This window comes from Candidatus Rhodobacter oscarellae, assembly GCF_001078595.1.
GTDB lineage: Bacteria > Pseudomonadota > Alphaproteobacteria > Rhodobacterales > Rhodobacteraceae > Rhodobacter_B > Rhodobacter_B oscarellae.
In genome coordinates this window covers 2197501-2220977 of record NZ_LFTY01000002.1, presented here as the reverse complement: position 1 = coordinate 2220977, position 23477 = coordinate 2197501, and the positions used below count along the sequence as shown (strand labels likewise).

At 63.9% G+C, this 23477-nt stretch carries 26 protein-coding genes; 11 read left to right on the top strand and 15 right to left on the bottom strand.

The window, feature by feature from the left end; genetic code table 11:
- Window positions 1-60: 60 nt before the first annotated feature.
- From murJ to AIOL_RS15415, 5 genes are all read right to left on the bottom strand, one after another.
- Complete coding sequence (murJ, locus tag AIOL_RS15435) at window positions 61-1599, bottom strand: murein biosynthesis integral membrane protein MurJ (protein ID WP_049643804.1); 1539 nt, start codon at window positions 1597-1599, stop codon at window positions 61-63.
- A 141-nt stretch (window positions 1600-1740) separates the two neighbouring features.
- Entirely contained in the window at window positions 1741-2118 is a 378-nt protein-coding gene (locus AIOL_RS15430) for a DUF2237 family protein (RefSeq protein ID WP_049643803.1), read from the bottom strand.
- Between the two features lie 2 nt (window positions 2119-2120).
- Window positions 2121-3179 carry a DUF2332 domain-containing protein gene (locus AIOL_RS15425; protein WP_049643802.1) on the bottom strand — a complete coding sequence of 353 codons (1059 nt, stop codon included), beginning with the start codon at window positions 3177-3179 and terminating at the stop codon, window positions 2121-2123.
- Window positions 3176-3883, bottom strand: a complete 708-nt coding sequence (pth, locus tag AIOL_RS15420; RefSeq protein WP_049643801.1) for an aminoacyl-tRNA hydrolase — start codon at window positions 3881-3883, stop codon at window positions 3176-3178. Before pth ends, AIOL_RS15425 begins: the two co-directional genes overlap by 4 nt.
- Before the next feature lie 210 nt (window positions 3884-4093).
- Entirely contained in the window at window positions 4094-4753 is a 660-nt protein-coding gene (locus AIOL_RS15415) for a 50S ribosomal protein L25/general stress protein Ctc (protein ID WP_049643800.1), read from the bottom strand.
- Between the two features lie 168 nt (window positions 4754-4921).
- On the opposite strand from AIOL_RS15415, the gene AIOL_RS26155 reads away from it, so the two are divergent.
- On the top strand, window positions 4922-6070 hold the full coding sequence (locus AIOL_RS26155) for an MFS transporter (RefSeq protein ID WP_049643799.1): 1149 nt from the start codon (window positions 4922-4924) through the stop codon (window positions 6068-6070).
- Here AIOL_RS26155 and AIOL_RS15405 read toward each other — a convergent pair.
- The 4 genes from AIOL_RS15405 to AIOL_RS15390 all read right to left on the bottom strand — a co-directional run bounded on the left by AIOL_RS15405 (window position 6067) and on the right by AIOL_RS15390 (window position 11106).
- Window positions 6067-7185: a DUF1036 domain-containing protein gene (locus AIOL_RS15405; protein WP_082152622.1), complete on the bottom strand. Its 1119-nt coding sequence runs from the start codon at window positions 7183-7185 to the stop codon at window positions 6067-6069. The two genes, AIOL_RS26155 and AIOL_RS15405, sit on opposite strands and share 4 nt — an antisense overlap.
- Window positions 7186-7188: 3 nt before the next feature.
- The gene (locus AIOL_RS15400) at window positions 7189-9105 is read right to left on the bottom strand and encodes a DUF1036 domain-containing protein (RefSeq protein WP_049643797.1); all 1917 of its coding nucleotides are present in this window, start codon (window positions 9103-9105) and stop codon (window positions 7189-7191) included.
- Window positions 9106-9184: 79 nt separating this feature from the next.
- A complete protein-coding gene (locus AIOL_RS15395; protein ID WP_049643796.1) occupies window positions 9185-10099 on the bottom strand; it encodes a DMT family transporter in 915 nt (304 codons plus the stop codon).
- 395 nt (window positions 10100-10494) lie between these two features.
- Window positions 10495-11106 (bottom strand): LysE/ArgO family amino acid transporter, encoded by a 612-nt coding sequence (locus tag AIOL_RS15390; RefSeq protein WP_049645482.1) that lies wholly within the window; start codon window positions 11104-11106, stop codon window positions 10495-10497.
- A gap of 98 nt (window positions 11107-11204) precedes the next feature.
- Here AIOL_RS15390 and AIOL_RS15385 point away from each other — a divergent pair, with 98 nt between their 5' ends.
- From AIOL_RS15385 to phaR, 3 genes are all read left to right on the top strand, one after another.
- The gene (locus tag AIOL_RS15385; protein WP_049643795.1) at window positions 11205-12374 is read left to right on the top strand and encodes an MFS transporter; all 1170 of its coding nucleotides are present in this window, start codon (window positions 11205-11207) and stop codon (window positions 12372-12374) included.
- Window positions 12375-12592: 218 nt separating this feature from the next.
- Window positions 12593-13009: a phasin family protein gene (locus AIOL_RS15380; protein WP_326973121.1), complete on the top strand. Its 417-nt coding sequence runs from the start codon at window positions 12593-12595 to the stop codon at window positions 13007-13009.
- Window positions 13010-13285: 276 nt separating this feature from the next.
- Window positions 13286-13837 carry a polyhydroxyalkanoate synthesis repressor PhaR gene (phaR, locus tag AIOL_RS15375; protein WP_049643793.1) on the top strand — a complete coding sequence of 184 codons (552 nt, stop codon included), beginning with the start codon at window positions 13286-13288 and terminating at the stop codon, window positions 13835-13837.
- A gap of 20 nt (window positions 13838-13857) precedes the next feature.
- Here the strand turns inward: phaR and AIOL_RS25115 are convergent, their stop codons facing one another.
- Window positions 13858-14097: a hypothetical protein gene (locus AIOL_RS25115; RefSeq protein ID WP_152912550.1), complete on the bottom strand. Its 240-nt coding sequence runs from the start codon at window positions 14095-14097 to the stop codon at window positions 13858-13860.
- 156 nt (window positions 14098-14253) lie between these two features.
- A complete protein-coding gene (locus AIOL_RS15370) occupies window positions 14254-14556 on the bottom strand; it encodes a DUF6476 family protein (RefSeq protein ID WP_049643792.1) in 303 nt (100 codons plus the stop codon).
- On the opposite strand from AIOL_RS15370, the gene AIOL_RS15365 reads away from it, so the two are divergent.
- The 3 genes from AIOL_RS15365 to AIOL_RS15355 all read left to right on the top strand — a co-directional run bounded on the left by AIOL_RS15365 (window position 14555) and on the right by AIOL_RS15355 (window position 17948).
- Window positions 14555-15571 (top strand): RluA family pseudouridine synthase, encoded by a 1017-nt coding sequence (locus tag AIOL_RS15365; protein ID WP_049643791.1) that lies wholly within the window; start codon window positions 14555-14557, stop codon window positions 15569-15571. The genes AIOL_RS15370 and AIOL_RS15365 overlap by 2 nt on opposite strands.
- A 340-nt stretch (window positions 15572-15911) precedes the next feature.
- Window positions 15912-16811 carry an RNA polymerase sigma factor RpoH gene (gene rpoH, locus AIOL_RS15360; protein ID WP_049643790.1) on the top strand — a complete coding sequence of 300 codons (900 nt, stop codon included), beginning with the start codon at window positions 15912-15914 and terminating at the stop codon, window positions 16809-16811.
- Between the two features lie 420 nt (window positions 16812-17231).
- Complete coding sequence (locus tag AIOL_RS15355) at window positions 17232-17948, top strand: DNA/RNA non-specific endonuclease (protein ID WP_049643789.1); 717 nt, start codon at window positions 17232-17234, stop codon at window positions 17946-17948.
- A gap of 24 nt (window positions 17949-17972) precedes the next feature.
- Here the strand turns inward: AIOL_RS15355 and AIOL_RS15350 are convergent, their stop codons facing one another.
- On the bottom strand, window positions 17973-18863 hold the full coding sequence (locus AIOL_RS15350; protein WP_049643788.1) for a LysR family transcriptional regulator: 891 nt from the start codon (window positions 18861-18863) through the stop codon (window positions 17973-17975).
- Window positions 18864-18994: 131 nt separating this feature from the next.
- Here AIOL_RS15350 and AIOL_RS15345 point away from each other — a divergent pair, with 131 nt between their 5' ends.
- From AIOL_RS15345 to AIOL_RS15335, 3 genes are all read left to right on the top strand, one after another.
- Window positions 18995-19483 carry an SRPBCC family protein gene (locus AIOL_RS15345; protein ID WP_049643787.1) on the top strand — a complete coding sequence of 163 codons (489 nt, stop codon included), beginning with the start codon at window positions 18995-18997 and terminating at the stop codon, window positions 19481-19483.
- 75 nt (window positions 19484-19558) lie between these two features.
- The gene (locus AIOL_RS15340) at window positions 19559-20122 is read left to right on the top strand and encodes a hypothetical protein (RefSeq protein ID WP_049643786.1); all 564 of its coding nucleotides are present in this window, start codon (window positions 19559-19561) and stop codon (window positions 20120-20122) included.
- A gap of 122 nt (window positions 20123-20244) precedes the next feature.
- Window positions 20245-20598 (top strand): YigZ family protein, encoded by a 354-nt coding sequence (locus AIOL_RS15335; RefSeq protein ID WP_049643785.1) that lies wholly within the window; start codon window positions 20245-20247, stop codon window positions 20596-20598.
- Here AIOL_RS15335 and AIOL_RS15330 read toward each other — a convergent pair.
- From AIOL_RS15330 to AIOL_RS15315, 3 genes are all read right to left on the bottom strand, one after another.
- Window positions 20588-21163, bottom strand: a complete 576-nt coding sequence (locus AIOL_RS15330) for a hypothetical protein (RefSeq protein ID WP_049643784.1) — start codon at window positions 21161-21163, stop codon at window positions 20588-20590. The two genes, AIOL_RS15335 and AIOL_RS15330, sit on opposite strands and share 11 nt — an antisense overlap.
- A gap of 102 nt (window positions 21164-21265) precedes the next feature.
- Window positions 21266-22224, bottom strand: a protein-coding gene (locus AIOL_RS24490; RefSeq protein WP_152912549.1) for an IS630 family transposase whose coding sequence is annotated in 2 segments (ribosomal slippage) — window positions 21266-21880 and window positions 21883-22224 — 957 coding nt in all. Because the reading frame shifts where the segments join, the coding sequence is not laid out codon by codon here.
- A 215-nt stretch (window positions 22225-22439) separates the two neighbouring features.
- A complete protein-coding gene (locus tag AIOL_RS15315) occupies window positions 22440-22709 on the bottom strand; it encodes a DksA/TraR family C4-type zinc finger protein (RefSeq protein ID WP_049643783.1) in 270 nt (89 codons plus the stop codon).
- Between the two features lie 99 nt (window positions 22710-22808).
- Between AIOL_RS15315 and AIOL_RS15310 the strand changes: the two genes are divergently transcribed.
- On the top strand, window positions 22809-23432 hold the full coding sequence (locus AIOL_RS15310; protein WP_049643782.1) for a class I SAM-dependent DNA methyltransferase: 624 nt from the start codon (window positions 22809-22811) through the stop codon (window positions 23430-23432).
- Window positions 23433-23477: the final 45 nt, after the last annotated feature.

The window sequence follows — 23477 nt, the reverse complement described above, 5'->3', positions numbered from 1 at the left end:
GAAAGGCGTTTTTCAATACATGTCAAGGTTGAAAATACGAGGTCCCGCGGTCACAAGGCCTTAGCGGCGCAGCGCCGCCCTGACCTCGTCGAGCCGCAACCCGCCGGTGACGTGCGCCGCGCCGAAATAGGCCACGCATCCGGACAGGATCAGCGCCAAAAGGGCGGCGTAGCGCAGGATCGCGGTCTCAAGCGCGGGCGCCAGCACCCATGCGCCCCCCCACAGGACGGCCCCCATCACCGCGCAGGCGAAGACGATTCGCGGCAGCCGCCAAAGCAGTCTTTCGTCCAGCGCCACCGTCGCCCCCATCCGCCGCGAGCCACGCCATAGCAGCCACAGCATCGCCCAGCCGGACAGCGTGAGCGCCCAGGCCGCCGCTGTAAAGCCCACGACCGGCGCCAGCCCGATCGCCACGGCCGCGTTCACCCCCATCGCCACTAGCGCGTATCTGAAGGGCGAGGCCGTGTCCTCGCGCGCATAGAACAGCGGCTGTAGCACCTTCTGTAGCACCAGCGCGGGCAGCCCCAGCCCGTAGATCGCCAGGGCCCAGGCCGTGGCCGCGGTGTCGCTCGCATCGAAGGCGCCGCGCTCGAACATCACCGAAATCAGCGGCCCAGGGATCACGCAAAGCGCCACCGCCGCGGGCAGCGTCAGCGCCAGGCCGATCTCGGTTGCACGGTTGAACGCGTCGCGCCCGCCCGCGTCATCGCCCGCCGCCAGCCGCCGCGACAGCTCGGGCAGCAGCACGACGCCCACGGCGATGCCCACCACGCCCAGAGGCAGCTGGTAAAGCCGGTCCGCGGTGTAGAGCCAGACGATCGCGCCATCAAAGAAGCTGGCGACCTGGCGCCCGACCAGCAGGTTCACCTGCACCACGCCGCCCGCCAGTGCCGCGGGGGCCGCGATCACCGCCAGGCGCCGCAGATCCGGGGTCAGGCGGGGCAGGGTGGGGCGCAGGGTGAAGCCGGCGCGCCTCGCGGCCTCCCACACCAGCGCCAGCTGCGCCACCCCCGCCACCGGCACCGTCCAGGCCATCACCAGTCCAAGATCCCAGCCCATGCTGTCGCCCAGCAGCAGCGCGGCCACAAAGAGCACGTTCAGCAGCACCGGCGCGGCCGCCGCCGCCGCAAAGCGCCCGGTGGCGTTCAGCACGCCCGACAAGAGCGCCGCCAGCGAAATGAACAGGATATAGGGGAACGCGATGCGCCCCATCACCACGGCCATGTCGAAGCGGGCATCCCCGATGAACCCGCTGGCCATCGCCGCCACCAGCCAGGGCATCGCCAACAGCGCCAGCCCCGTAAACACCACCAGCACACCCGCCAGCCCCGCGAAGGCGTCCTGGGCAAAGCGCTCTGGCGCCTCGCCCGCCTGCAGCTTCTTTGAGAACATCGGCACAAAGGCCATGTTGAAGGCGCCTTCCGCAAAGAAGCGCCGGAACATATTGGGCAGCGAGAAGGCGATCAGGAACGCCTGCGCCACCGGGCCGGAGCCCAAGAGCGCCACCAAAAGAATGTCGCGGGCAAAGCCCAGCACGCGGCTGGCCAGCGTCCAGACGCCGACCGTGAAGATGCCAGCCATGAGGCGGATGGGTTTCAAGCGTTGCCTGCGATTGTTGTTCTGCTCGGCGGCAGAATACTCGGTTCGGGTCGCGTTGGGTAGTGCGGCGGTGCGACCGGCGGGAAGAGCGCTGTTCTTGGCCAAGAGCCGCGGGCTTGGATGCGTCTATTGCGGCCGAAGTTACTGCTGGTCGCGGGCGTGCTGGCGCAGAACCTCCAGCGAGACAATCTCCAACGCGCGAAAATGCGTCGCGGCCAGCTGGACCTGCGGCGCGCAGCCCTCGTCATGGGCCTGCAGGAACCGTGCCGCGCAGAGGCACCATTGGTCGCCCGCCTTGAGCCCCGGGAAGCCATAGGCAGGCATCGGCGTCGACAGATCGTTGCCGACATATTTCGAGAAGGCCAGAAACTCGGCGGTCATGATTGCGCAGACCGTGTGGCTGCCATGGTCCTCGTCGCAGGTGTTGCAAGCGCCGTCGCGGAAGAACCCGGTCAGCGGGTCCTGGCTGCAGGGCACCAGCGGGTCGCCAAGCACGTTGAGGGCGGGGTCTTTTTCCATGCTCATGCTTCGAGTGTAGCCTCTTTCGGCTGCCAGTCGACCCAGCGGCCATGAAAATCTGTGCGCCCCATGTCAAAGCGCAAATCGCCCGGCCAAAGCCGCAGCACCATCGCCGCGCCGGGCGTTTGGTCGTCAGCCTCCATCGAGAACCAGGCCAGCGGGGTGTCCGCGGTGGCCTGCGCCCCGGCGGTCTCGATCAAGGCCCGCGCGCGGGCGCTGACCTCTGCCGGGAAGTACTGCCAGGCGATGGTGTGGTAGATCAGGTGGCAGGCCGGGCTGGCGGGTGGCGGCTCCGCGAGCCGCGATCCTAGCCAATCTGCGGCATCGGCGGCGTCCACCTGCGCCTCGGCCACGGAGATCGCCGCGCGCGCGCGCGCCAAGCGCTCGGTCTGGTCCGGCCAGAGGTAGCAGCTCAGGCGCAGCGCGCCGTCCGGGTCACGCGGGTTCAGCGGCGTGAGATCCACGCCGCGCCGGTCAATGACCTGCGGCGAGGCCGCGGGGGGTGCAACGGCGCTGCGCCACTCCGGCGAGAGCGTCAGGGCAGGGGCGGCGGGTCCGAATGTCTGGCCAAGCGCCGACAAGGCGAAGCGATCCCACATCAGGTTCAGCCCCGCGCTGGCGCCAAGCTCTGACAGCACCAGGGGTAGGCCGAGCCGCTCGGTCAGCCAATGCCCCACGGCAATCAGAACGGCGCTGCGTCCGACCTCGTTGGTCTGCGGCGGGCGGTCGATCCAGGCGTCGATCCGCGCCGCATGCCGGGACAGCGCATCCTGGACGGTCTCCCAAAGCACCGCATCCGAGGCGACCGCGTTGGGAGGGTAGACCGCGATCAACTCTGGCGCTGTGCCGTCCAGCACCATCGCGTGCAAGGCCCCCATCAGCCGCAGCGGCACCGAGTGCCCGCGCGACGAGATATCGCCCTCCCAAGCGAACAGCCGGTCGGTCAGCGGTGTGCCCGGTTCCAGGTTGCGCGCGCAGAGCCGCAGCAGCCGACCGGTGAAGGGCGAGCCCAGAGCCTCGCAGCTGATTGCCTGGTGCTGAAAGGCGGCCCGCAGGGTCATCTGAACTTGTCCATGAGGCGCTGCAGCGGACCGCGTTCGTCGGTGTCTTGCGGCGGCTCATCCGCTTTTGCGGGCGTCTTCGTTGCCTTCGTCGGGCGCGTCTCGTCCGCCCTTTTGGGCGTCTTCGACGAACGCGCCGGGGCCACGCGAAGGCTGACCGCGTTCATGAACTTGCCAGGATCCCCGGCCGCGAGGTCGGGCGCCCCGTCAGAGCAGCCCCGGATCACATCGTCCAGCCAGTCCGCATCCGCCCTGGCGAAGTCATGCAGCACATAGCCCGACACGGCGTCCTTATGCCCCGGGTGCCCGATCCCCATCCGCACGCGGTGGTACTCTGGCCCGATGGCCGCATGCAGCGAGCGCAGCCCGTTATGGCCGGCATGCCCGCCGCCGGTCTTTACGCGGCATTTGCTCGGCGCCAGGTCCAGCTCGTCATGGAAGACATAGACCTCGCCAGGCTCCAGCTTGTAGAACTGCACCGCCGCGCCCACGGACACGCCTGATTTGTTCATGAAGGTCTCGGGCTTCAGCAAGAGCACCTTCTGGGACCCGAGCCGCCCCTCGGCGATCGCGCCATGGAACTTGCCACGCCAGGGGCCAAAGCCGTGATCCTCGGCGATGCGGTCCAGCGCCATGAACCCGATGTTATGGCGGTTGCGGGCGTATTGTGCGCCGGGGTTTCCGAGGCCGACAAAGAGCTTCATGGGTGTCGCTAGCTAATCTGTTTCGCATGCCTTCTTAATGGCAATGCTGCTGCGCAGCAATCGCGTCCTGCGATTCCATTGCGGCGCGGGGGGCGAGCCCTGTGCACCGCACGGCGTCGCATCGCCCGCTCGGCAGTATCGCAATGCGGTGGACCCAAAAAGAAACGGGGCCCGAAAGGGCCCCGTCAAAACGCCTCAGCAAAGAGCAGTTTACTCGTCGCCGTCCTCGTCGCCCGCGGTTGGGACGGCATCGGCGGCCACTTCGCCCTCTTCGCCATCCTCGTCGTCGCTGGAGCTAAGCCCGGACGGCGCCTGGATGTTCGCGATCACGAAGTCGCGGTCGATGGTGGGCTTGGCCCCGGAGGGCAGGTCCACTTGGCTGATGGTGATCGTATCGCCGATATCGGCGGCGGAAAGGTCCACCACGATGCTCTCGGGGATATCGCCAGCCACAACCAGCAGCTCGACCTCGGGGCGCACAACGGTCAGCACGCCGCCCATCTTGATGCCGGGGGCTTCTTCTTCGCCCTCGAAGGTGATCGGGATGAAGAGCTTGACCTTGGTGGTCCGGCGCAGGCGCATGAAGTCCACATGCGTCGGCAGGTCCTTGACGATGTCACGCTGCACGTTGCGGCAGATGATCCGCACGTCGTCGTGGCCCTCGACCTTGAGGTTGAAGAGCGTCGACAGGAAGCGCCCCTCTTTCAGCTTCTTCAGAAGCACGTTGAACGGGATGTTGATCGGCAGCGGGTCAGCGCCGCCCCCATACACAATCCCTGGTACCTGGTTGTCACGGCGTGCTTGACGAGCGGCCCCCTTGCCTGTCCCCGTCCGCACCGCGGCAACAAGATCTGGAATCTCGCCAGCCATCGGTATTCTCCTAGTGTTAGAGGGCATCCTCCAAGGGTGTATGCCCGGATGAAGCGTGGCGTATAGGGCAGTTCGGTCAGGAATGAAAGAGAAAAAACAGGGGCTATTGGCGCCCGCGTGCAAGCGGGATACTGCTATCGGAACACATTGAATTTCGGGGTCACGGCGATGTCAATTCTGACGGCAGCAAAGCTCTCGCGGGCCCCGGCGGCGGGGCTGGCGGCGGTGGGCGTGTTATGGGGCGGTCTGGCGGCCTCGATGCCCGATATTAAGGCGCGGGTGGGCGCCAGCGATGCCGAGCTGGGCCTGTCGCTTTTGTTCTCGGCGGCCGGCGGCGTCATCGCCATGTGGTTCGCGCCGCGCGTCGGCGCGGCCCTTGGGCGGTTCGCGATGCCGGTGATGTGCCTTCTGGTCGCCGCGGCCTTCTATGTGCCGCTCTTGGCGTGGGATTTCCTGACGCTGGGTGCGGCGATGTTCGTGGTGGGCTTGGCGGTGGCGGGGTTGGACATCCTCACGAATGTCGAGATCAGCGCCCGCGAGACGCGCCATGGCCAGCATCTGATGGGGTTCAACCACGCCATGTTCTCGTTTGCCTTCGCGGGCGCGGCCTATGGCACCTCGTTGGCGCGCCAGGCGGGGGCGGGTCCGGACGAGATCCTGCCGATCCTCTCTGTGGTTTGCGTGGGGCTTGCGGCGATGAGCTATCTGCCGCAGGTGGCGCAGGACGCGCAGCAAGATACCGGGCAGGCGGCGCGGCCGCCCTGGGCCGCGGTGATCCTGACCGGCGTGATCCTGATGGCGAGCTTCATCGGCGAGAACTCCACCGAGGCCTGGTCCGCGCTCCATATCGAGCGCACCTTGGGCGCCCCCGCCGGTGAGGGCGGGCTGGGGCCCGCGGTGCTGGGCTTGGTCATGGGGATTGGGCGGCTCTTTGGTCAGGTCATCTCCGAACGCATTGGCCATGGGCGATTGATCTTCGGCTCAGGGGTGCTGGGGGTCATCGGCGCGCTGATGATCGCGGGCGCGGGCAGCGCAGAGATGGTGATCGTGGGCGTCTCGGTCAGCGCGGTTGGCATGGCGGTGATCGTGCCCTCGGCGATGTCGATCCTGGGCGCGAGGGTGGGCGAGAAAGAGCGCGCCCTGGCGCTGTCGCGGGCCTGGATGCTGGGCATTGTGGGCTTCTTCATCGGCCCGGCCTTGATGGGCGGGATCTCGGAGCTCTTCGGTCTTAGGGTGTCTTTCGTGGCAATCGCCTGCGTGGTCGCGGTGATCCTACCGGCGATATGGGCCCTGGAGGGGCGGCGGGCGCGCGCCTAGCGCCGCGCCGGATCGCGGCGCTTGTATCGCTGCGGCGCGCCACCAGATAGCGGCACCAAATCCAAGCGGCCCGCGCCATGCAGCACAGAGAAACACGCCGCCCTGGCGTCGCCAATTGTGCGCTGGCGCATCACAGGCCCGCGGGCGCCGTCTCCGGCGCGGCACTCCGCCGCCAGCTCAAAGAAACGCACCGCGCTGAAGTCGCCGCCATACCGGGCGTAGATTTCGGACCCGTGCAGCGTGATCTCGGACCTGGGATCGCTGGCGCTGACCCAATCGCCCTGGATCCGCGCGCGCAGCGCCGCAAAGGGCGAGGGTTTGGTGCTGGTGGCAACAGAGCGCAGAACCACGGCGCGCTCGCGCCCGGAGCGTTCCACCAGGTCCAGCGCCACGGTCACTTCGATGCCAACAGGCATCGCCTCAAGGGCCAGCAGCATATCTTCCGGCGTCGGGCCGCCATAGAACGCGCGATACTTGGTCCCGCCGGCATGAAGGCTGCAATAGCTGCGGCTGCGCTCCAGCTCGCAGCCCTGGAACACTCCCGAGAGTGTTGCCGCCTCGCCGTGCCGCCCCGGCGGCAGCGCGCTTTTGAGCGAGGCGGTGTTGACGCCCAGGTCGGGCGCGGCGGGCAGTTTGGAAAGCCTCTGCGTTGTCAGCCCCGTGGCCTCAGCGTCGGGCGTCTTCGCCGCGCCGCTGCGCGCATGTTCCTGTTTGGCCACCAGGGTCAGGGTGAAGGAGGTCGCGGCTTCGCCCGTGTCGATCTCGCGAAAGCGCTGCGCCTCAAAGCCGCGCTGCGCGCATTCGGTGTCGCCGGCGATCTCAAAGCTGGCGGCGCGGGTGCAAAAGCGGAAATCCTGACCGCGGAAGTCACCGGTCGCGCTTTCGGCGCGGTAATAATAGTAGCGCTTGGTCAGATCGCCCGCGACGACAAGGACGCAATCGCCGGGGGGGATGTTCCACCAGCCCTTCGAGCTCCAGTCGCGCTCGCCCTTATAGCCAAGGGCCACGCTCTGGCGCAGGCCCGTTTCGTTGCAGACCGTAAGCCCCGCCACGGCGGGGAGCGCCGTGGCCAAAAGCGCCGCTAGGGCGGCGCCCGCAAGGGTTCGCCACGGCATGCGTTAGCGCAGGCGGCTGCCGCCGGCGCGCGGGTTGGAAGAGCGGCCCAGGTCTTGGAAGAGCGGCACCTGCTCTGGCGCTTCGGCGGTTTCGGTCGGGTCGCCTGCGGGCGGAAGCTCGACATTGTTTGCGTCGCCCGCGGTCGTGTCGCCCGCGGTCGTGTCGTCATTGATCGCGCCACCCGCGGTCGTGTCGTCGCTGGGCGTGGTTGCGACCTGCGGCGTCTCGACCGTCTCGGGTTCCGTCGCCGCGGGCGCTTGGCCGCCATTCGCGTCGGTGATGTCAAGGATGACCAGTTCCGTGCCGGTGCCAAGGTCGATCTCGCGGAAGTCCTCGCGCGCATAGCCGCGGGACACGCAGTCGCCATCGCCGACGATGGTGAACTCTGCGGTCTCGGTGCAGAAGAAGTAGCTTTGCCCGGTGAAATCGCCGCCATCTATCTCGGCGCGATAATAGACATAGCGATGCCGCTGCCCGTCCAGCGCCGGCGTGGCGCAGCCTTTGGGGTCGAGCACCCACCAGCCCTCCGAGGTCCAGCCTTCAGCGCCCTCGTAACCAAAGGCAATGGACTGGGTTTGGCTGGACATGTTGCAAACCCGCAGCCCGGCGCCATCGCTAGAGAGGATGGCATCGAGGGCGGCGGCGTTGTCATCGGTCGGCGCCGCGGTGCCCTCGGTGGTTCCGCTGTCAACGGCCTCTTGCGCAGGCTCCACGCCGCCCAGCTCGGGTGTCAGAACGAAGCTGAACGAGGCCGTGCCCGCGCCGATATCTATCTCGGCGAAGGATTCGGTCACGTAGCCGCGTGCCTCGCAATCGGTGTCGCCCACGATGGTGTAGGCCTCGCCCGTGGTGCAGAAATTGTAGTTGCCGATGGTGAAGTCGCCCGCGTCGATCTCGGCGCGGTAGTAGTAGTATTGCTTTTCCAAGGGGTCGCCGATTGGGATCACGCAGGCCTCGGGGTCGATGTTCCACCAGCCTTCCGAGGTCCACCCCTCGGGGCCCTGATAGCCGATGGACACGGCCTGGATGTGCTGGGTGGCGTTGCAGACCTCCAAGCCCCACGCGTCGGTGCCTGCGGTCTCGACAGTCTCGGCGGTCTCGACGGCCTCGTCCACGGTGCCTGGCGCGGGCGCGGGCGGGATGCCGCCGGTTTCAGCCGTTATGCGGAAGGTGAAGCCCTTAGAGGTCTCGCCCGTGTCGATTTCCGAGAACGTCTCGGTGACATAGCCGCGCGCCTCGCAGTCGTCATTGCCGGGGATGGTGTAGGCCTCGCCCGTGGTGCAGAAGCTGGCGCTTTGGCCGTTGAACTCGCCCGCGCTGATCTCGGCGCGGTAGTAGTAGAGCTGTTTGGTCAGCACGTCTTTGAGCGGTTTAGTGCAGGCGCCGGGCTCGATGTTCCACCAGCCCTCAGAGGTCGGTCCCTGCGGGCCCTCATAGCCAACCGATAGGGCCTGCGTGAACTCGGTGTCGTTGCAAAACTCAAGCCCCAGACCCTCGCCCGACTGCGCGACATCCATCGCCTCTTGCGTCATCCGGTAGGTGAAGCTGGTCGTGCCCTCGCCAATGTCGATCTCAAGGAAGTCTTCTTTGTCATACCCGCGCTCGGCGCATTCGGAGTCGCCGACGATCGTGTAGGCCTCTGGCGAGGTGCAGAAAAAGTAGCGACCGCCCTCGAAGGGGCCCCTGTTCACCTCGGCCCGCAGGTAAAAGTAGCGCGACGTCAGGTCTCCGGCGATGGGCGCGACGCACTCGCCGGGTTTGATGTTCCACCAGCCCTCCGAGGTCCAGGCCTCGGCGCCCTTGTAGCCGACCGAGACGCTCTGATCGGTGTCGGTGTCGTTACAGATGGTCAGCTCGGCATGGGCCGCGCCCGTGGAGAGTAGATAAATGCACGCTATAAATACAAACTGAAATCTCATGGAACCCTCCGCTTTGACGCCATCTTAAGCGCTCAAGGGCAGAGCGGTAAAGCATCCTAGGGTGGCTAAGTAACGGCGCCTAAACTTTGGTCGCAACCACAGGTGGCGTCACGGCGCGCCGCTTCAGCATCGCCTCGCGCCACGCGATGAAGCTCACCGAGGCGATGATCACCGTGCCGCCCAAGATGACCCAGCCATCCACCGGCTCAGAGAAGACCAGCGCCCCAAGCGCGGTTGCCCAAACCAGCTGCAGGAAGGTCACCGGCTGGGTGACCGCGATGGGGGCCGCCCCCAGCGCCAGCGTCATGGTGTAGTGCCCGGCGGTGGCCAGGGCCGCCACCAGGAACATCCAGGCGATCTGCTCGCCCGTGGGCCAGACCCAGACGGCGTAGGCGAAGGGCGCCAGCGCCAGGGTCACGATGATCGACAGCCAGCCCACCACCACGGCGGCCGGCACACGGTCCGCCATGATCTTGGCGATCAGGTAGGAGGTCGAGAAGAAGACCCCGTTGGCCAGCATCGCAAGATGCCCGCTAGAGATCTCGCGGAACCCCGGACGCAGCACGATAAAGGCCCCCAGCAGCGCGCAAAGCACCGCCAATATGCGCCGCAGCGCCATGCGCTCGCCCAAAAACAGCGCCGCGCCGATCGTGACCATGACCGGCGTCAGGTATCCCATCGAGGTGACCTCGGCGATGGCGATCTGCGTCATCGCATAGAACCAAAGCATGACGCCAAGGGCATGCGCCACGCCGCGCACCGCGAAAAACCGCATGGCAGAGCGATCCAGACCCGCCCGCAGCATGGGCCGGATCATCGGCAGCAGGAACACCAGCCCCAAAAGGTAGCGCAGGAAGGCCGCTTCCGGCGCGGGCAGCTCGCTGCCCACATGCTTAACCACCGCGGTGACGGCGACGAACAGCACACCCGTCACCAGCATCCAGCTGACAGCGACAATGGGACGGGATTGGGGCAGGGGGGGAGTGGTGGGCATATGCACGAATTGATCCGATTGGCCGGGGGCTTGCAAGGTCAGATTGGCCTGGAGCGGGCATTGAGTAACAAGTACATCGCCCTGACAAAGCTTGCCGACACCAGATGCAACGGAATCCAATCAGTGCAACCGCCCGAGCTTGCCTCGGGCAGCGGCCGACCTCCCCCAGGAGGCCGCTTTTGCGACGTCGCATCCATTTGATTCGATTTGGTTTCCAGAGACGTCGACGTTGATTGGCCGGATGCGCAGGCGACCTCCAGGTCGGCCGCTGCCCGCGTTGCGCTTGGTTCAAGGTGGAGGACCTGGGGCAAGCCCGGGGCGGTAGCTCTTAAATGCCCGCCCCATGCCAGGAACCTAACGCACTGATTTCCTCGCCGACCAAGGCCGCATTTGGATCAATGGATGGAATCGTCCAGCAGCAGTAAGATAGCGATGGTCCACATCGTCACGCCCACGACGACCTCCAGGATGCGCCACGCGGCGGGGCGCGCAAAGACCGGCCGCAGCAGGGTCGCGCCAAAGCCCAGCGAGAAGAAAAACGCGAACGAGGATGCCACCGCGCCCAGGCCAAACGCCAATTGCTGCCCCTGGTATTGCGTCGAGATCGAGCCCAAAAGCAGCACCGTGTCCAGATAGACATGCGGGTTCAGCCAGGTCAGCGCCAGCGCCGTGAGGATCGCGACGCGCAGCGACGCCGCCCCATTCTCGGTCGGGCTCAGGGCTTCGGAGGATCGCAGCGCCGTGCGAAAGGACAGCGCGCCGTAGACGAACAGGAACGCCGCCCCGGCCCAGCGCATCACCGGGGCGAGGCCGGGCAGCGCCTCGTTCAGCACGGCAAAGCCCGACACGCCCACTGTGATCAGCGCGGCGTCCGAGATCGCGCAGGTCAGCACCACGGGCAGCACGTGCTCGCCGCGCAGCCCCTGGCGCAGCACAAAGGCGTTCTGCGCCCCGATGGCAAGGATCAGTGAGAATCCAAGGGCGAACCCGGCTATGGCGGCGGTCAACATGTGCACCGCGCTATCTCCCCTGGCGGCGGTGTGCAACCCATCGACATTCCCCGCGCCGGGTGCCATCGTGATCAGACGCGCCGGGAGGGAAGCCTTTGAAAGATCCTCGCTATACCGTTGTCGCCGGCGCCTGCCTGACGCAGTTCACCGTGATCGGGTTTCTATTCTCCTACGGGGTTTTCATCGCGGAGTTCCAAGAGCATCTGGGATGGTCGCGCACGCTGTTGTCGGTCGCGGCGGCGCTGGGCTCGCTGGCTATGGGCGTGATGGCGATGCTGGGCGGGCGGCTGAGCGACAGGTTCGGGGCGAGCCGTGTTCTGGCGGTCACGGGGGTGCTCTATGGCTGCGGGATTGTGCTGCTGTCCGGGGTCACGCAGCCCTGGCAGCTCTTGGCGCTGTTTGCGACGCTGATCGCCGTGGGCCTGGCGACCCATGACGTGGTGACGCTGTCGACGATCGCGCGGCTCTTTGACAAGCGCCGCGGGATTATGAGCGCGGTGGTCAAGGTGGGCACGGCGCTGGGGCAGATGGCGGTGCCGCCGGTCACCGCGGCGCTGATCCTGGGGCTGGGCTGGCGCCAGGCGCTGGTGGTGCTGGGCGTGTCGGCGGCGGTCTTGCTGGTGGCGGCGGCTCTCTTGATGCGGGCACCGGTAAAGGAGAGGGCCGCGCAGAACGCGGACCTGCCCGGCGTGTCCTTTGCAAAGGCGCGCCAAAGCCGAGTGTTCTGGACGCTCTGCCTGATGCAGTTTCTTTTCTTCGCGACGCTGATGTCGGTGCCGTTCCATCTGCCGGTGCATGGCATGGACCTGGGGCTTGCGCAGGGGATGGCCGCGACGCTTCTTTCGGTGGTGGGCGGGGCGAGCATCGTGGGGCGCTTGACCATCGGGGCGCTCTCGGACCGGATCGGTGGGCGCAACACCTATGTGGTTTGCCTGGGGGCGCTGATTCTGGCGCTGGTCGGGCTGATATATGTGTCGACCCCGTCGATCCTGTTCCTGGCGGTCGCCTTCTATGGGTTCGGTCACGGCGGGCTGTTTGTCGTGGTGTCGCCCACGGTCGCGCGCTATTTCGGGATGAGGGCGCATGGGGCGATCTTTGGCGCGGTGCTGTTCTCGGGCACGATCGGTGGCTCGTTTGGGCCGATCCTTCTGGGGTGGGTGTTTGACACGTTCGGGAGCTACACGCCGGGATTCACGGCGCTGGCGGCCGCGGCGGCGTTGGCGCTGGGCCTGGCCTGCACCTTGCCAAGGCCGAAATCGGCGTAGCGCCGGCCGCGCCTCGGCGAATTTGGGCGCGGATTGAAAATTTTTTTCCTGCAATATGAAGCCATTATAATTTTTTTGCTGCAGTGCAGCATAAAATCCTTGAAATGCTGCGATGCGGCATGCATATAGGCTGCAGTTGCAGAGAACAGCGCACCCCACCGCGCATATTTGGAGAGAAGACAATGCCCGCAGCCAAGACACAAGATTACTCGAAGATCATGAAAGACATGCTGGGTGCGTTCCCGGTAGACATGACGTCCATGCAGGACGCCTTCAAGACCCAAGCCACCTTGGGCGAGAAGCTGTCGAAAGTTGCTTTGGACGCCGCCGAGAAATCCACCGAGATTTCGACCAAGTGGACCAAAGAGACCCTCGGCAAAGTCGGCGACGTGACCGCCGTTAAAGCAGACCCGGCTGACTACACCAAAGCCATGACCGATTTCGCTTCGGCACAGGCAGAGATGACCGCCGAATCCATGGCTGCTTTCGCTGAGATCGCCAAGAAAGTGCAGATGGAAACCGTCGAGCTGATGATGGCCGCGGGCAAAGACATCTCCGAGGACGCCTCGGCTGCTGTCAAGAAAGCCACCGCTGAAGTGACTTCTGCCGCTAAGAAAGCGACCGCTGCCAAGTAAGGCACAAAAAAAGTTCTCAGATCCGGCTCCCTCCTCCCTGCCGATCTGACCTACTGGGGCGGGTTTCATACCCGCCCTTTTATTTTTTGGGGGGCAGGCAATGCGATGTGCCGTGGCGCACTTGCGCCCAAACTCCCTTCGCATGCCCAAAGCCGTCTTCGCGCCGGATCGCACTTGCCTGACCCCAGCAGAAATGCTGCGCAGCATTTTCGCGGGCTTTACTTCGTGCCGCATCGCAGTAAGCTCGCTGCAAGAGCAAAATAAGGAGATAGCTCCATGGCCGAAAATGACGCGCCGCTTCTGATCAAGCGCTATGCCAGCCGGCGGCTCTACAACACCGAGACAAGTGATTACGTCACGCTCGACGAGATCGCGAAGTTCATTCGCACCGGGCGGGACGTGAAGATCGTGGACCTCAAATCGGGCGACGACCTGACGCGGCAATACCTGCTGCAGATCATCGCCGACCACGAGAGCCAGGGCGATAACGTGCTGCCGACAAATGTGCTGACCGACCTGGTCCGCAGCTACACGACCGAGATGCAGTCGGTGGTGCCGCAATTCCTGTCCCAGAGCTTTGAGATGCTGCGCGACGGGCAGTCCAAGATGATGGAGAACTTCTCGAACCCGCTGTCGGCGATGCCGGGCTTTGAGGCGATGAAAGCGCAGCAAGAGGCCTTTATGAAGGCCATGACCAGTGGCTGGACGCCAGGCGGCGGAACGATGCCCGCCCAAGAGGGCGGCGCTGGCGAGAAGGGCGATGACTTGGACGAGATCAAAGCCCAGTTGGCCGACCTGCAGTCAAAGCTCTCCAAGCTCGGCGGTTAGCGCCGGGGGCGTCGCGCGGCTTAGATCAAGTCGAAGTAGCAAAGGCCTATCAGCGTCGCGGTGCCGAGGCCGATACAGATGATCGTGCGGTCAAAAGGAGAGAAATCCCTTTGCATCGGCACGTTGCGTCCGGTGTTCCACATGGCAGCAAGTCGGCGCACCAGAGCGGTGCATGGGCAGCGAAGCGCAAAGCGGGCGGTTGGCGCGCTGGCTTCTTTGATTTTGGGGAGCTTATTTCGCACAGGTGTGGTGTCGGCCATATTCGATTCGCAAGTCGCGGTTAACATTCTGAACTCAAACACTGGCTACGATTTCGGTGAGTGCCTTAGATTCTTAAAAGATGAAACAAAAAAGATGAGAATAAGATAAATTCGACTTAATGCTTACCGTTTGGTTAATGATCCGCGGAGTTGGCCCTAGTCCGCGGATTCTATCGCGATTGTTTGCGTTAAGGCGCCCGTGGCTCGGTCGTAGATGAGAATACGGTCCTGCGCCGTCACCACCGCATACCAGCTCTCGGCCTGCGTGAAGGCCACCGCGCGCGCGCCGTCGGGCAGCGCGATCTCCTCTGGCAAGCTAAGATCCGGGCCGGATGGGAAGCGGGTGACAAGAAACCCGATCAGCACTATGAAGCCGACGATCATGACCAACATCAGCGTGGTCACCAGCGCCCGCAAGAAACGCAGTGATCCCAAGTCGCCCTCTGGAGCTTCGTCCATGTCCGCCTCCCGCCTGACAGTTACGATCGGACCCACGCCGCCGCCGCGCTTGGATAAGGCATTGGCCCGGGATGTGCCAGCCGAGGCGCATCTCAGCCGGACGCAAATTTCGCGCCTCTTAGAGGGCGGGGCCGTTCTGGCGAATGGCGATGCTGTCGGCGCGCGCCACGCGCCGCGCGAGGGCGATGTCTACGAGCTGCTGCTGCCAGAGGCGGTCGAGACGCATATGCGCCCCGAGGACATCCCGCTGGACGTGGTTTTCGAGGACGACGCCCTGATCGTGGTCAACAAACCCGCCGGAATGGTGGTGCATCCCGCGCCGGGCACGCCCTCTGGCACCCTGGTGAACGCGCTCTTGCATCACTGCGGCGAGAGCCTCTCGGGGGTGGGCGGCGCGAAACGCCCAGGGATTGTGCATCGCATCGACAAGGACACCAGCGGGCTTTTGGTGGTGGCCAAGACCGACGCTGCACATCAGGGGCTTGCCGCGCAGTTTGAGGCGCACACCGCCGCGCGGAGGTACCTGGCACTGTGCTATGGCGTGCCGGATGTCGGAGAGCCCCGGCTGCGCGGGGTGCGCGGCGTCGGCTTTGAGCCGGGCGGGGTCGTCAAAATCACAACGCAGCTCGCGCGCCACAAGACCGACCGCCAGAAGCAGGCCGTGACCTGGAGCGGCGGGCGCCACGCGGTGACGCGGGCGCGGGTGCTGGAGCGGTTCCAGGACGCCGTGGCACTGGTGGAATGCCGGCTTGAAACGGGCCGCACGCATCAGATCCGGGTGCATATGGCGCATATCGGGCACGGGCTGGTCGGCGACCCGGTCTATGGCGGGCGGCGCAAGCTTAGCGAGAAGGCGTTGGGGCACGACGCGGCCGAGGCCGCGCGATCCTTCCCCCGGCAGGCGCTGCACGCGCAGTCCCTGGGGTTTGCGCATCCGGTGAGCGGCGATGCGTTGTCTTTCGAGGCGGCGCTCCCGGCGGATATGGCGGGGCTCTTGGCGCGTTTCGGACCCTAGTTGTGTGCGTTTCTGCGCAATTTTCGGGATAAGGATGAAACATTCCACACAATCGCACTGAAACATTCCGCGCACGCCAGCTTTACCAACCTTCAACCTATTGCGTCCAAACCTCTCATTCCATTGGCAAAACCTGGGCTCTGTTGCGGCTCGCAATGTCTCAACTGCGCGTGAATTCACAGACCCGTGCCTGGAGCGCCGACGGAATTGCCCCCATGTTTCGTATTAGAAAAGACGACCACGACCCTTGCGAAACACGAATGGCACATCTTGAAGAGTGCCAGTGCAGTACATAGATGGATGTTAAGGGCCTAAACATTGGGCCACAGAAAGGGACAAAATGAGCAATTACGCGAACCTGCCTGCACCGACTCCCGAAGGGGGTTTGAACCGCTACCTCCAGGAGATCCGGCGGTTCCCGATGCTGGAGCCAGAGGAAGAGTATATGTTGGCCAAGGCCTGGGTCGAGCGCGAAGACAGCGGCTCGGCGCATAAGCTGGTCACCAGCCACCTGCGTTTGGCGGCCAAGATCGCCATGGGCTACCGCGGCTATGGCCTGCCCCAGGCCGAGGTGATCTCTGAGGCGAATGTCGGCCTGATGCAGGCCGTGAAGCGGTTCGACCCCGAGAAGGGCTTTCGCCTGGCGACCTATGCCATGTGGTGGATCCGCGCCTCGATCCAGGAATACATCCTGCGGTCCTGGTCGCTGGTGAAACTGGGCACGACCTCGGCGCAAAAGAAGCTGTTCTTCAACCTGCGCAAGGCCAAGGCCCGCATCGGCGCGCTGGAAGATGGCGACCTGCACCCCGATAAGGTCAAGAAGATCGCCACCGATCTGGGCGTGACCGAGGCCGAGGTGATCTCGATGAACCGGCGCATGTCCGGCGGCGACGCCTCGCTGAACGCGATGGTCGGCGGCGCGGATGGCGACAGCTCGGCCGAGTGGCAGGACTGGCTTGAGGACGAAGACGCCGACCAGGCCGCCGCATACGAGGCCAATGACGAACTTGAGGCGCGCCGCGCGCTTATGGCCGAGGCGTTCAGCGTGCTCAACGAGCGCGAGCAGGACATCCTCACACAGCGCCGCCTGCAGGAGAACCCCGTGACCTTGGAGGACCTCAGCGGCCAATACGACGTCAGCCGCGAGCGCATCCGCCAGATCGAGGTGCGCGCGTTCGAAAAGCTGCAAAAGAAGATGCAGGACTTGGCGCGTTCCAAGGGCATGCTGGCCCGCGCCTAGCGCAAATAATTCCCCCGGGCCGCCGTTTTCATAGGTGGCCCATTCTGAAGACCCCCGCGGTGTCCCTCGCGGGGGTCTTTTAGATTTTGGCACGCGGTATGGCGGCTGTTCTGGCCCGGAGCGCATTCTGGGCGCATCAAATCTCTTGCAAGAGATTTGAACTTTCCTTCCAAGGAAAGTGGGCCCGCAAGCGGCAAGGGGGTGTGATTAAGGGATCACATCGGGTCGCACGGAAGAAACTCTTGCAAGAGTTTCGCAATTTTCTTGCAAGAAAATTGCGTCGCGCCAAGCTCGGCAGGGGGCCGGTATCAGCTGGTCGCGCACCTTCACACACAACTTGCTTAGCGCGAATCGATAAGTGATTTTTGCCATCACAGGGGTTAGGGTCGCCAGTAGAGAGATGCATTTAGGACCCACGCCATGATTGAAATCCCAAGCCTTCGCCCCGAGACCCGCTATGGGACGCCCCCCGCCGATCAGCTCTTGTTCAACCGCGAATACGTGATCGGTTATTCCTACCTCTTCCGCCAGCCGCGCTGGTCGCTGCAGCTGATCAACCCGGCCAACCAGGTGGCCAATGTGGACCGCGAGGACACGTTTCGCGCCGATCTGCGCATCCCCGACCAGTTCCAATCAGAGCTTGATGACTACAAGGGCTCGGGTTTCGACCGCGGGCATCTGGTGCCCAGCGCCGACCATCGCTCGACCGAGTTGAAGAACTCCGAGACGTTCCTTCTGTCCAACATGGCCCCGCAGGCGCCGAAGTTTAACCGCCAGATCTGGCGCATCCTAGAGGGGCATGTGCGCGACTTGTCCGAGAAATATGTCGAGGTCTACGCCATGTCGGGCCCCTATTTTAAGGTCGGCGAGCAGATCAAGGTGATCGGCAAGACGGGCGAGGGCCAAGTGGTGGTGCCGCATGGCTTCTTCAAGTCCATCCTGGCCGAGAGCGTGAAGGGCAAGATGGATCTATGGTCCTTCATGCTGCCCAACGAGGGTTCGGACAAGCCGCTAAAGGACTTCCTGGTCTCCACCCGCGAGGTCGAGATGTGGACGGGGCTGCCGCTCTGGGAGCGGCTGCGCGACCCCAGCTTTGAGCGCAAAAAGACCTCTCAGAAGCGCACCACCTGGTTTTGACGACACCTAAGCGACCCCAGGGGATCAGCGGATATCTCCCTGGATCTGGGCCTTTTGCTTTGTCATTTCCGCCACCAGGAACCGCACGAAGGTCATGACCCGCACCGACGAACGTAGGTCGGGATGCGTCAGGACCCAGCCCGGCCGCGAGGACACTGCCCCCACGCCGGGGATGCGTTGCAGCCCCTCCAGCGCGTCCGCGAAAAAGCAGGGGAGCACAACCATCCCCAGGCCCTCTTTGGCGGCCTCGGCCTGGTCCAGCATGTCGGGAATTTGATGCTTGACCGGCGCGTCCGGAAACGGGCCCTCCTTGACCCACCCATGGCTCGGGTCGATCAAGCCCCGGCCAATCCAAACCGCGTCGGTCTTGCCATTCTCGAAGGCATGCCGGGCAATGTAATCGGGCGAGGCATAGGCCATGTCGACGAAATCGGGCAACCGTCGACCCACCAGATTCTCGTTTGGATCGAACTGAGACCGAAAGGCGACATCCGCCGCGCCCTTCATCAGATCCTCGATGGAAAAGCTCGAGTTCAGCGAGATCTCAATGCCGGGATATTGCTCTGCGAAGGCGGCCAGATGCGGCATCAGCATGTATTGCGACAGGAGCGGCGGCGCGGTCACGCGCACCTGACCAACCAGCGCCGTATCCAGGCTGTTGGCCTCGCGCTGGAGATCGAAGACTTCGCCCTCAACCCTCTCTGCGCGCGCGAAGATCTGCTCGGACATCGACGTCGCCAGCATGCCGTCGCGCGAGCGGGTGAACAGCACCGCGCCCAGGCTGGTTTCCAGGTCGGTGAGGTGGCGCGACACGGTGGAATGGCTCATCCCCAGCTCTTCCGCGGCGGCGCGAATGGAGCGGCACCGATAGAGCGCCAAGAACACCTTGATGTCATTCCAATCGAGCTGGGCCATGTCGCGTCCTTTGGTTAGAGGGTGGACGATTTCTGCACCATATCCCCCCAGATTCCGCAATTCCAATGCAAACTCTGGGCGCCTAACTCTGCAGCACCGCAAGAGTTGGACCCAAGAAAGGTGCACCGAAAATGAACCGGACAGAGTTTCATGACGTCATCAACGCCCCAAAGGAGCGCGTTTGGGATGTGCTGTTTCACCAATACGGCGACATCCATATCCACAACCCCACGATGGTGACATCCACCTATCTGCAAGGCGGCACGCAGGGCGCGCTGAACGCGGTGCGTCACTGCACCTTCAGCGAGAAACTCTTCCTGGATGAAGAAATCACCGAAGTGCGCGGGTCCGAAAGCTTCAGAATTGACGTCGTCAAACACAACCTGCCCTTTGTAAAGGACATGGCGGCGATCTACGCGCTCCGCGCGGTCGGGCCGGAAAGGACGGAACTGACGATGACCTCGTTCAATTCCTTCTCGCCCTCTTTCATGAAGTTCATGATGCGCGGCCAGATGGCCAAGAACCTGCGCAAGCATCTGTTTGGCATGAAGGTCTACGCCGAAACAGGCCGGATCGTGACCAAGGACAACTACGCCGAGATCTTCAAGACATATGCCTGACCCGGCAATGCGGCTGGCCATGCGCAGACCCATGCGCCGGCCCGCCCAACGACAAAATCCTTTAGGAGAGCAACAATGACCGCCGAGCTTAACCTAACAGCCGACGCGCGCATCGAATTTGGCTTTGGCACCGTCAAGACCGACAAGCAGGACTGGATGTATGGCGTGTATTTCCCCTACATGGCGCCCACAATGGCCGAGCACGGGCTTGCGATACTCGCGGGCTTCGGCGTGATCGCCACGAATTTTGCGGCAGGCGCGCCGCAGACCGGTAGCTTCGCCAGTTGGCCGTCAGCGGCGCACCGCGCAGCGCTTCACAGCGACCCAAGGTTCCTTGCGGTGCAGCCGGACAGGGACGCCGCCATGGACCTGCTTTCTGGCGGGCATCTCTTTCAATCCATGGACGATTTGATCGCGCTGAATACGGATAAGGACTATGCGGTGATCATCGCAAAGCACGAGGCTGACATAACCGACCCGATCTTTGTCCTCCCCTTGGCCGAGGACAGCCCAGAGCAGGTATTCGCCGGAAAGTCGATCATCCTGCGGCCCTGGAGCGACGCGGATGAGCTCTTGCTGGGCGGCGCGCCGACCGAGGCCCTGGTGTTTCGTGTCAGGTTTAGCCCCTCGGCCCGCTAGGCGCAGCAGCGTCATGCCTTTGTCGTCTTGCGGACGCGCGACCCAAAAAGGACTTGCCAATATCTGCGATCGCCGCCACCCCTATAACGAGTCCCGATCCTAAAGGCGCGGCCTGAGAAGAGATGCTGACGCTCGACAATATCCTTACCGACCGGGGCTCGAAATACGCGGTCTCCGGCGCGCCCTGTGGCTCCGAGGCCGAGGCCAAGGCGTTCCTCAAGGAGCTTAAGCGGCAAAAGAAATTCGCCAAGGCCACGCATAACTCCTGGGGGCTGATCCTCAAGAGCGGCCCGATCAAGAACGACGACGGCGAGAGCGGGGCCGGCAACGTCATCCTGCGCATGCTAGAGCGCGAGGGCGTCACCGACCACATCGTGGTCGTCACCCGATGGTACGGCGGCAAGCACCTGGGCGGCGACCGGTTTCGGCACGTGCAGACGGCGGTGCGGGCCTATTTGGACGCGCTCAACGCGTAGACCGCCTGTTGGGTACCCAACGGCTCAACCCCCATAGCGGCCAAAATAACCACCGGAGGAAGGTCGTGGCTACGGGGGGCGCCCGGCGAAACGCTTGCCGCGCATAGGCGTCCGCCTCCTTTTCTTGCTCCGCGATCCGCCCGCCCTCGATATGTCCGTGAGCGTGATGCCCGATTTCATGATAGAAAGTGTGTTCTGTCATGATCCGCTCGATCCATCGGCGAGGGCCCCAGCCAGACATCGGCCAAACAAGGACTATGCCGGAGAAATACAGCCGATATAGTCCGGCATAGTCCAAGGTCGGGTCTCTTCGGATCACGTCCACGCGTGACAAAGCCGCAAAATCGAGCTCTGGAGTTCGCGCCCAACGCTGCAGCGATTTGAGGATGCTTGGCCCCGCGTCATGAAGGTCGCGCGAAACGTAAACAGGAATGTCTGAACCAATTGTACCGATGGCTTTATCGGTGATCATTTCGGACATCAGATCAAGCGTGCGACGGTGCATGATGTGAAGCTTCTGAGCCTCAAGACGTTGGATTTCATCGCGAAAGCGGTCCCTATCCAAGGCGTGAAGCAGCGATAGAAGCGCCCCGAAATAGCGACTTGCGGGTCCGACCGGCTTCTTCTTCCAGGCTTCGCTCGACAGATGTTCTAGAGCATTTCGACATTAGTTTGAGACATATCCAGCGGCCTTGAAGTAGTTCGAGCACTCTTCCGGATCGTACAGGTCACAGATTTCACCGATGGCTTTGAAGACGGATGTGAACGAGCGTGCTCCGATCCGTCGGAGATGGGCCTTGAGCTTCGAGAAAGCTTGTTCAATCGGGTTGAGGTCTGGGGAGTGTGGCGGCAGGTACAGAAACCAGCAGCCATGCGCCTTTAGCGCGGCTGCTGCTTCCTTGTTGCGATGCGTGGCCAGGTTGTCGAGAATCACCACCGTGCCGGGTGTGATTTCGGGCACCAGCACTTCGCGGATGTAGGCGGCAAAAGCAGGACCGTCCATTGCGCCTTTGATGACCCAGGGTGCGATCAGCGCATCATAGCTCAGACCGGCAATCAGTGTCTGCGTCCCCCAACTGCCGAAGGGCGCGTCCATGGTCAGGCGCTCGCCGCGTGACGCCCAGCCCCGTAGCCGCGTGAGGTTCGTCTTCACGGCGGTTTCGTCAATGAAGACAACACGATCCGGTGAGGCCCCGACGGCCGGAATGCGATGAGCAAACCAATCAGCCCGCCGTCGCCTTACCTTGGCATGGCGGCGCTCGGAGGCCACCAACGACTTTTTTTGTGCGTGAAGCCGAGGCGCTTGAGCAACCCCGCAATGGCGGAATGATGGACCGCAACCCCTTCCGCATCAGCGAGTGCATCACGCAGTTCGAATAACGTGATGTCCGGGTCCTGCGTCACCAACTCCCTAAAGAACTCTATATGGTCGGCCAGCTTGCCCGATCCCGCAGGACGTCCCATCAGTGCAACAGTGGAAGCCCCGGTACTCCGGATTCGACCGGCCCATCGAGCGCCAGTGGCGGCAGAAACCTGAAGGCGGCGTGAGGCTTCTCTCCCGGACAGTCCTTCCCTGATCAAACGCGCAAAGCGGTCGCGCAGTTCTGTCGACAATGGTGCTGGCATGATGTGAACCTCCCTATCAGGGTGAACCACAGTTCAAGCTCTTTGGGAATCCCACCGATTCAAACTTTTGTCGAAACGCTTTAGCAACTCGGATAGCGCAGCATCTGGGTCGGTATGTGCTTCACGCCAGGCGTCGCGGACCGTCTCAACATCGCCCGATGCGGTGCCCCGCAGCAGTCGAGTGACTGGAAAGAACCGGGACATTTGGTGATCGCCTACTTCAGCTGGCTGTCTTTAGAGCCGCGCCGATTGAAGCCGGGCCGCGCCTTGAAGGCCTCGTCGCGCTCCTCCTGGCAGTCGATGCACAGCTTGACGCCGGGGCGGGCCTTGCGCCGCGCCTCGGGGATGGGCTCCTCGCATTCGGCGCAATGGGTCAGGCTTTCGCCGACGGGCTGCTTGCCCGCCTGCATGCGCTTAAGCTCGTCCTGGATCGAGGCCTCGATCTGCTCCTCCACCGCGCCGTCGCGGGCCCAACCTCCAGCCATGATGCACCTCCGATCTGTCGCAAGAGATTAGCGCAATCTTTGCGTGCCTGTCACCTAACTGTGCTATGCAATTCGCAACGTGGTGATGGGGGTGGGAAAATGGATCAGGATTACGACCTCGACGCGGCCTATGAGATCGACGGGCCAGAGGACGCGCGCAAGCTCTACGGCCAGTGGGCCGAGACCTACGACGACAGTTTTGGCAGCGACTGGGGCTATATTGCCCCGCGCGAGATCGCCCGGATCTACCGCGAGGAGGCCAATGGCAACGAGCCGGTCTTGGACATCGGCGCGGGCACCGGACTCTTGGCCGAGCATCTGAACGGCATGACCCTGGACGCCATCGACATCACGCCGGAAATGCTAGAGGTGGCGGCGCGCAAGGGGCTCTACCGGACCCGGATCGTGGGCGATCTGCTGGCGCCGCTGGCGCTGGAGGAGAACAGCTATGGCGGGGTGATCTCCTGCGGGACTTTCACCCATGGTCATGTCGGCCCGGACTGCTTCGCCGAGCTGCTTAGGGTGACCTGGCCCGGCGCGCTGTTCGTGTGCGGCACGATCCCGGCGGTGTTGGACGGGGCCGGGTTCGGCTCTGCGCTGGCAAAGCTGGTGGCGGAGGGGCGGATCACACCGGTTTCGTTCCGCGAGATAGGCATCTACGACAAGGACCACCACGACCACAGCGCCGATAAGGGCCTGGTGATGGTGTTCAGGACGCTCTGAGAAATGGCTGCCGTTCGCCTAAGATAGAGGCGGCGCTGAACAGAC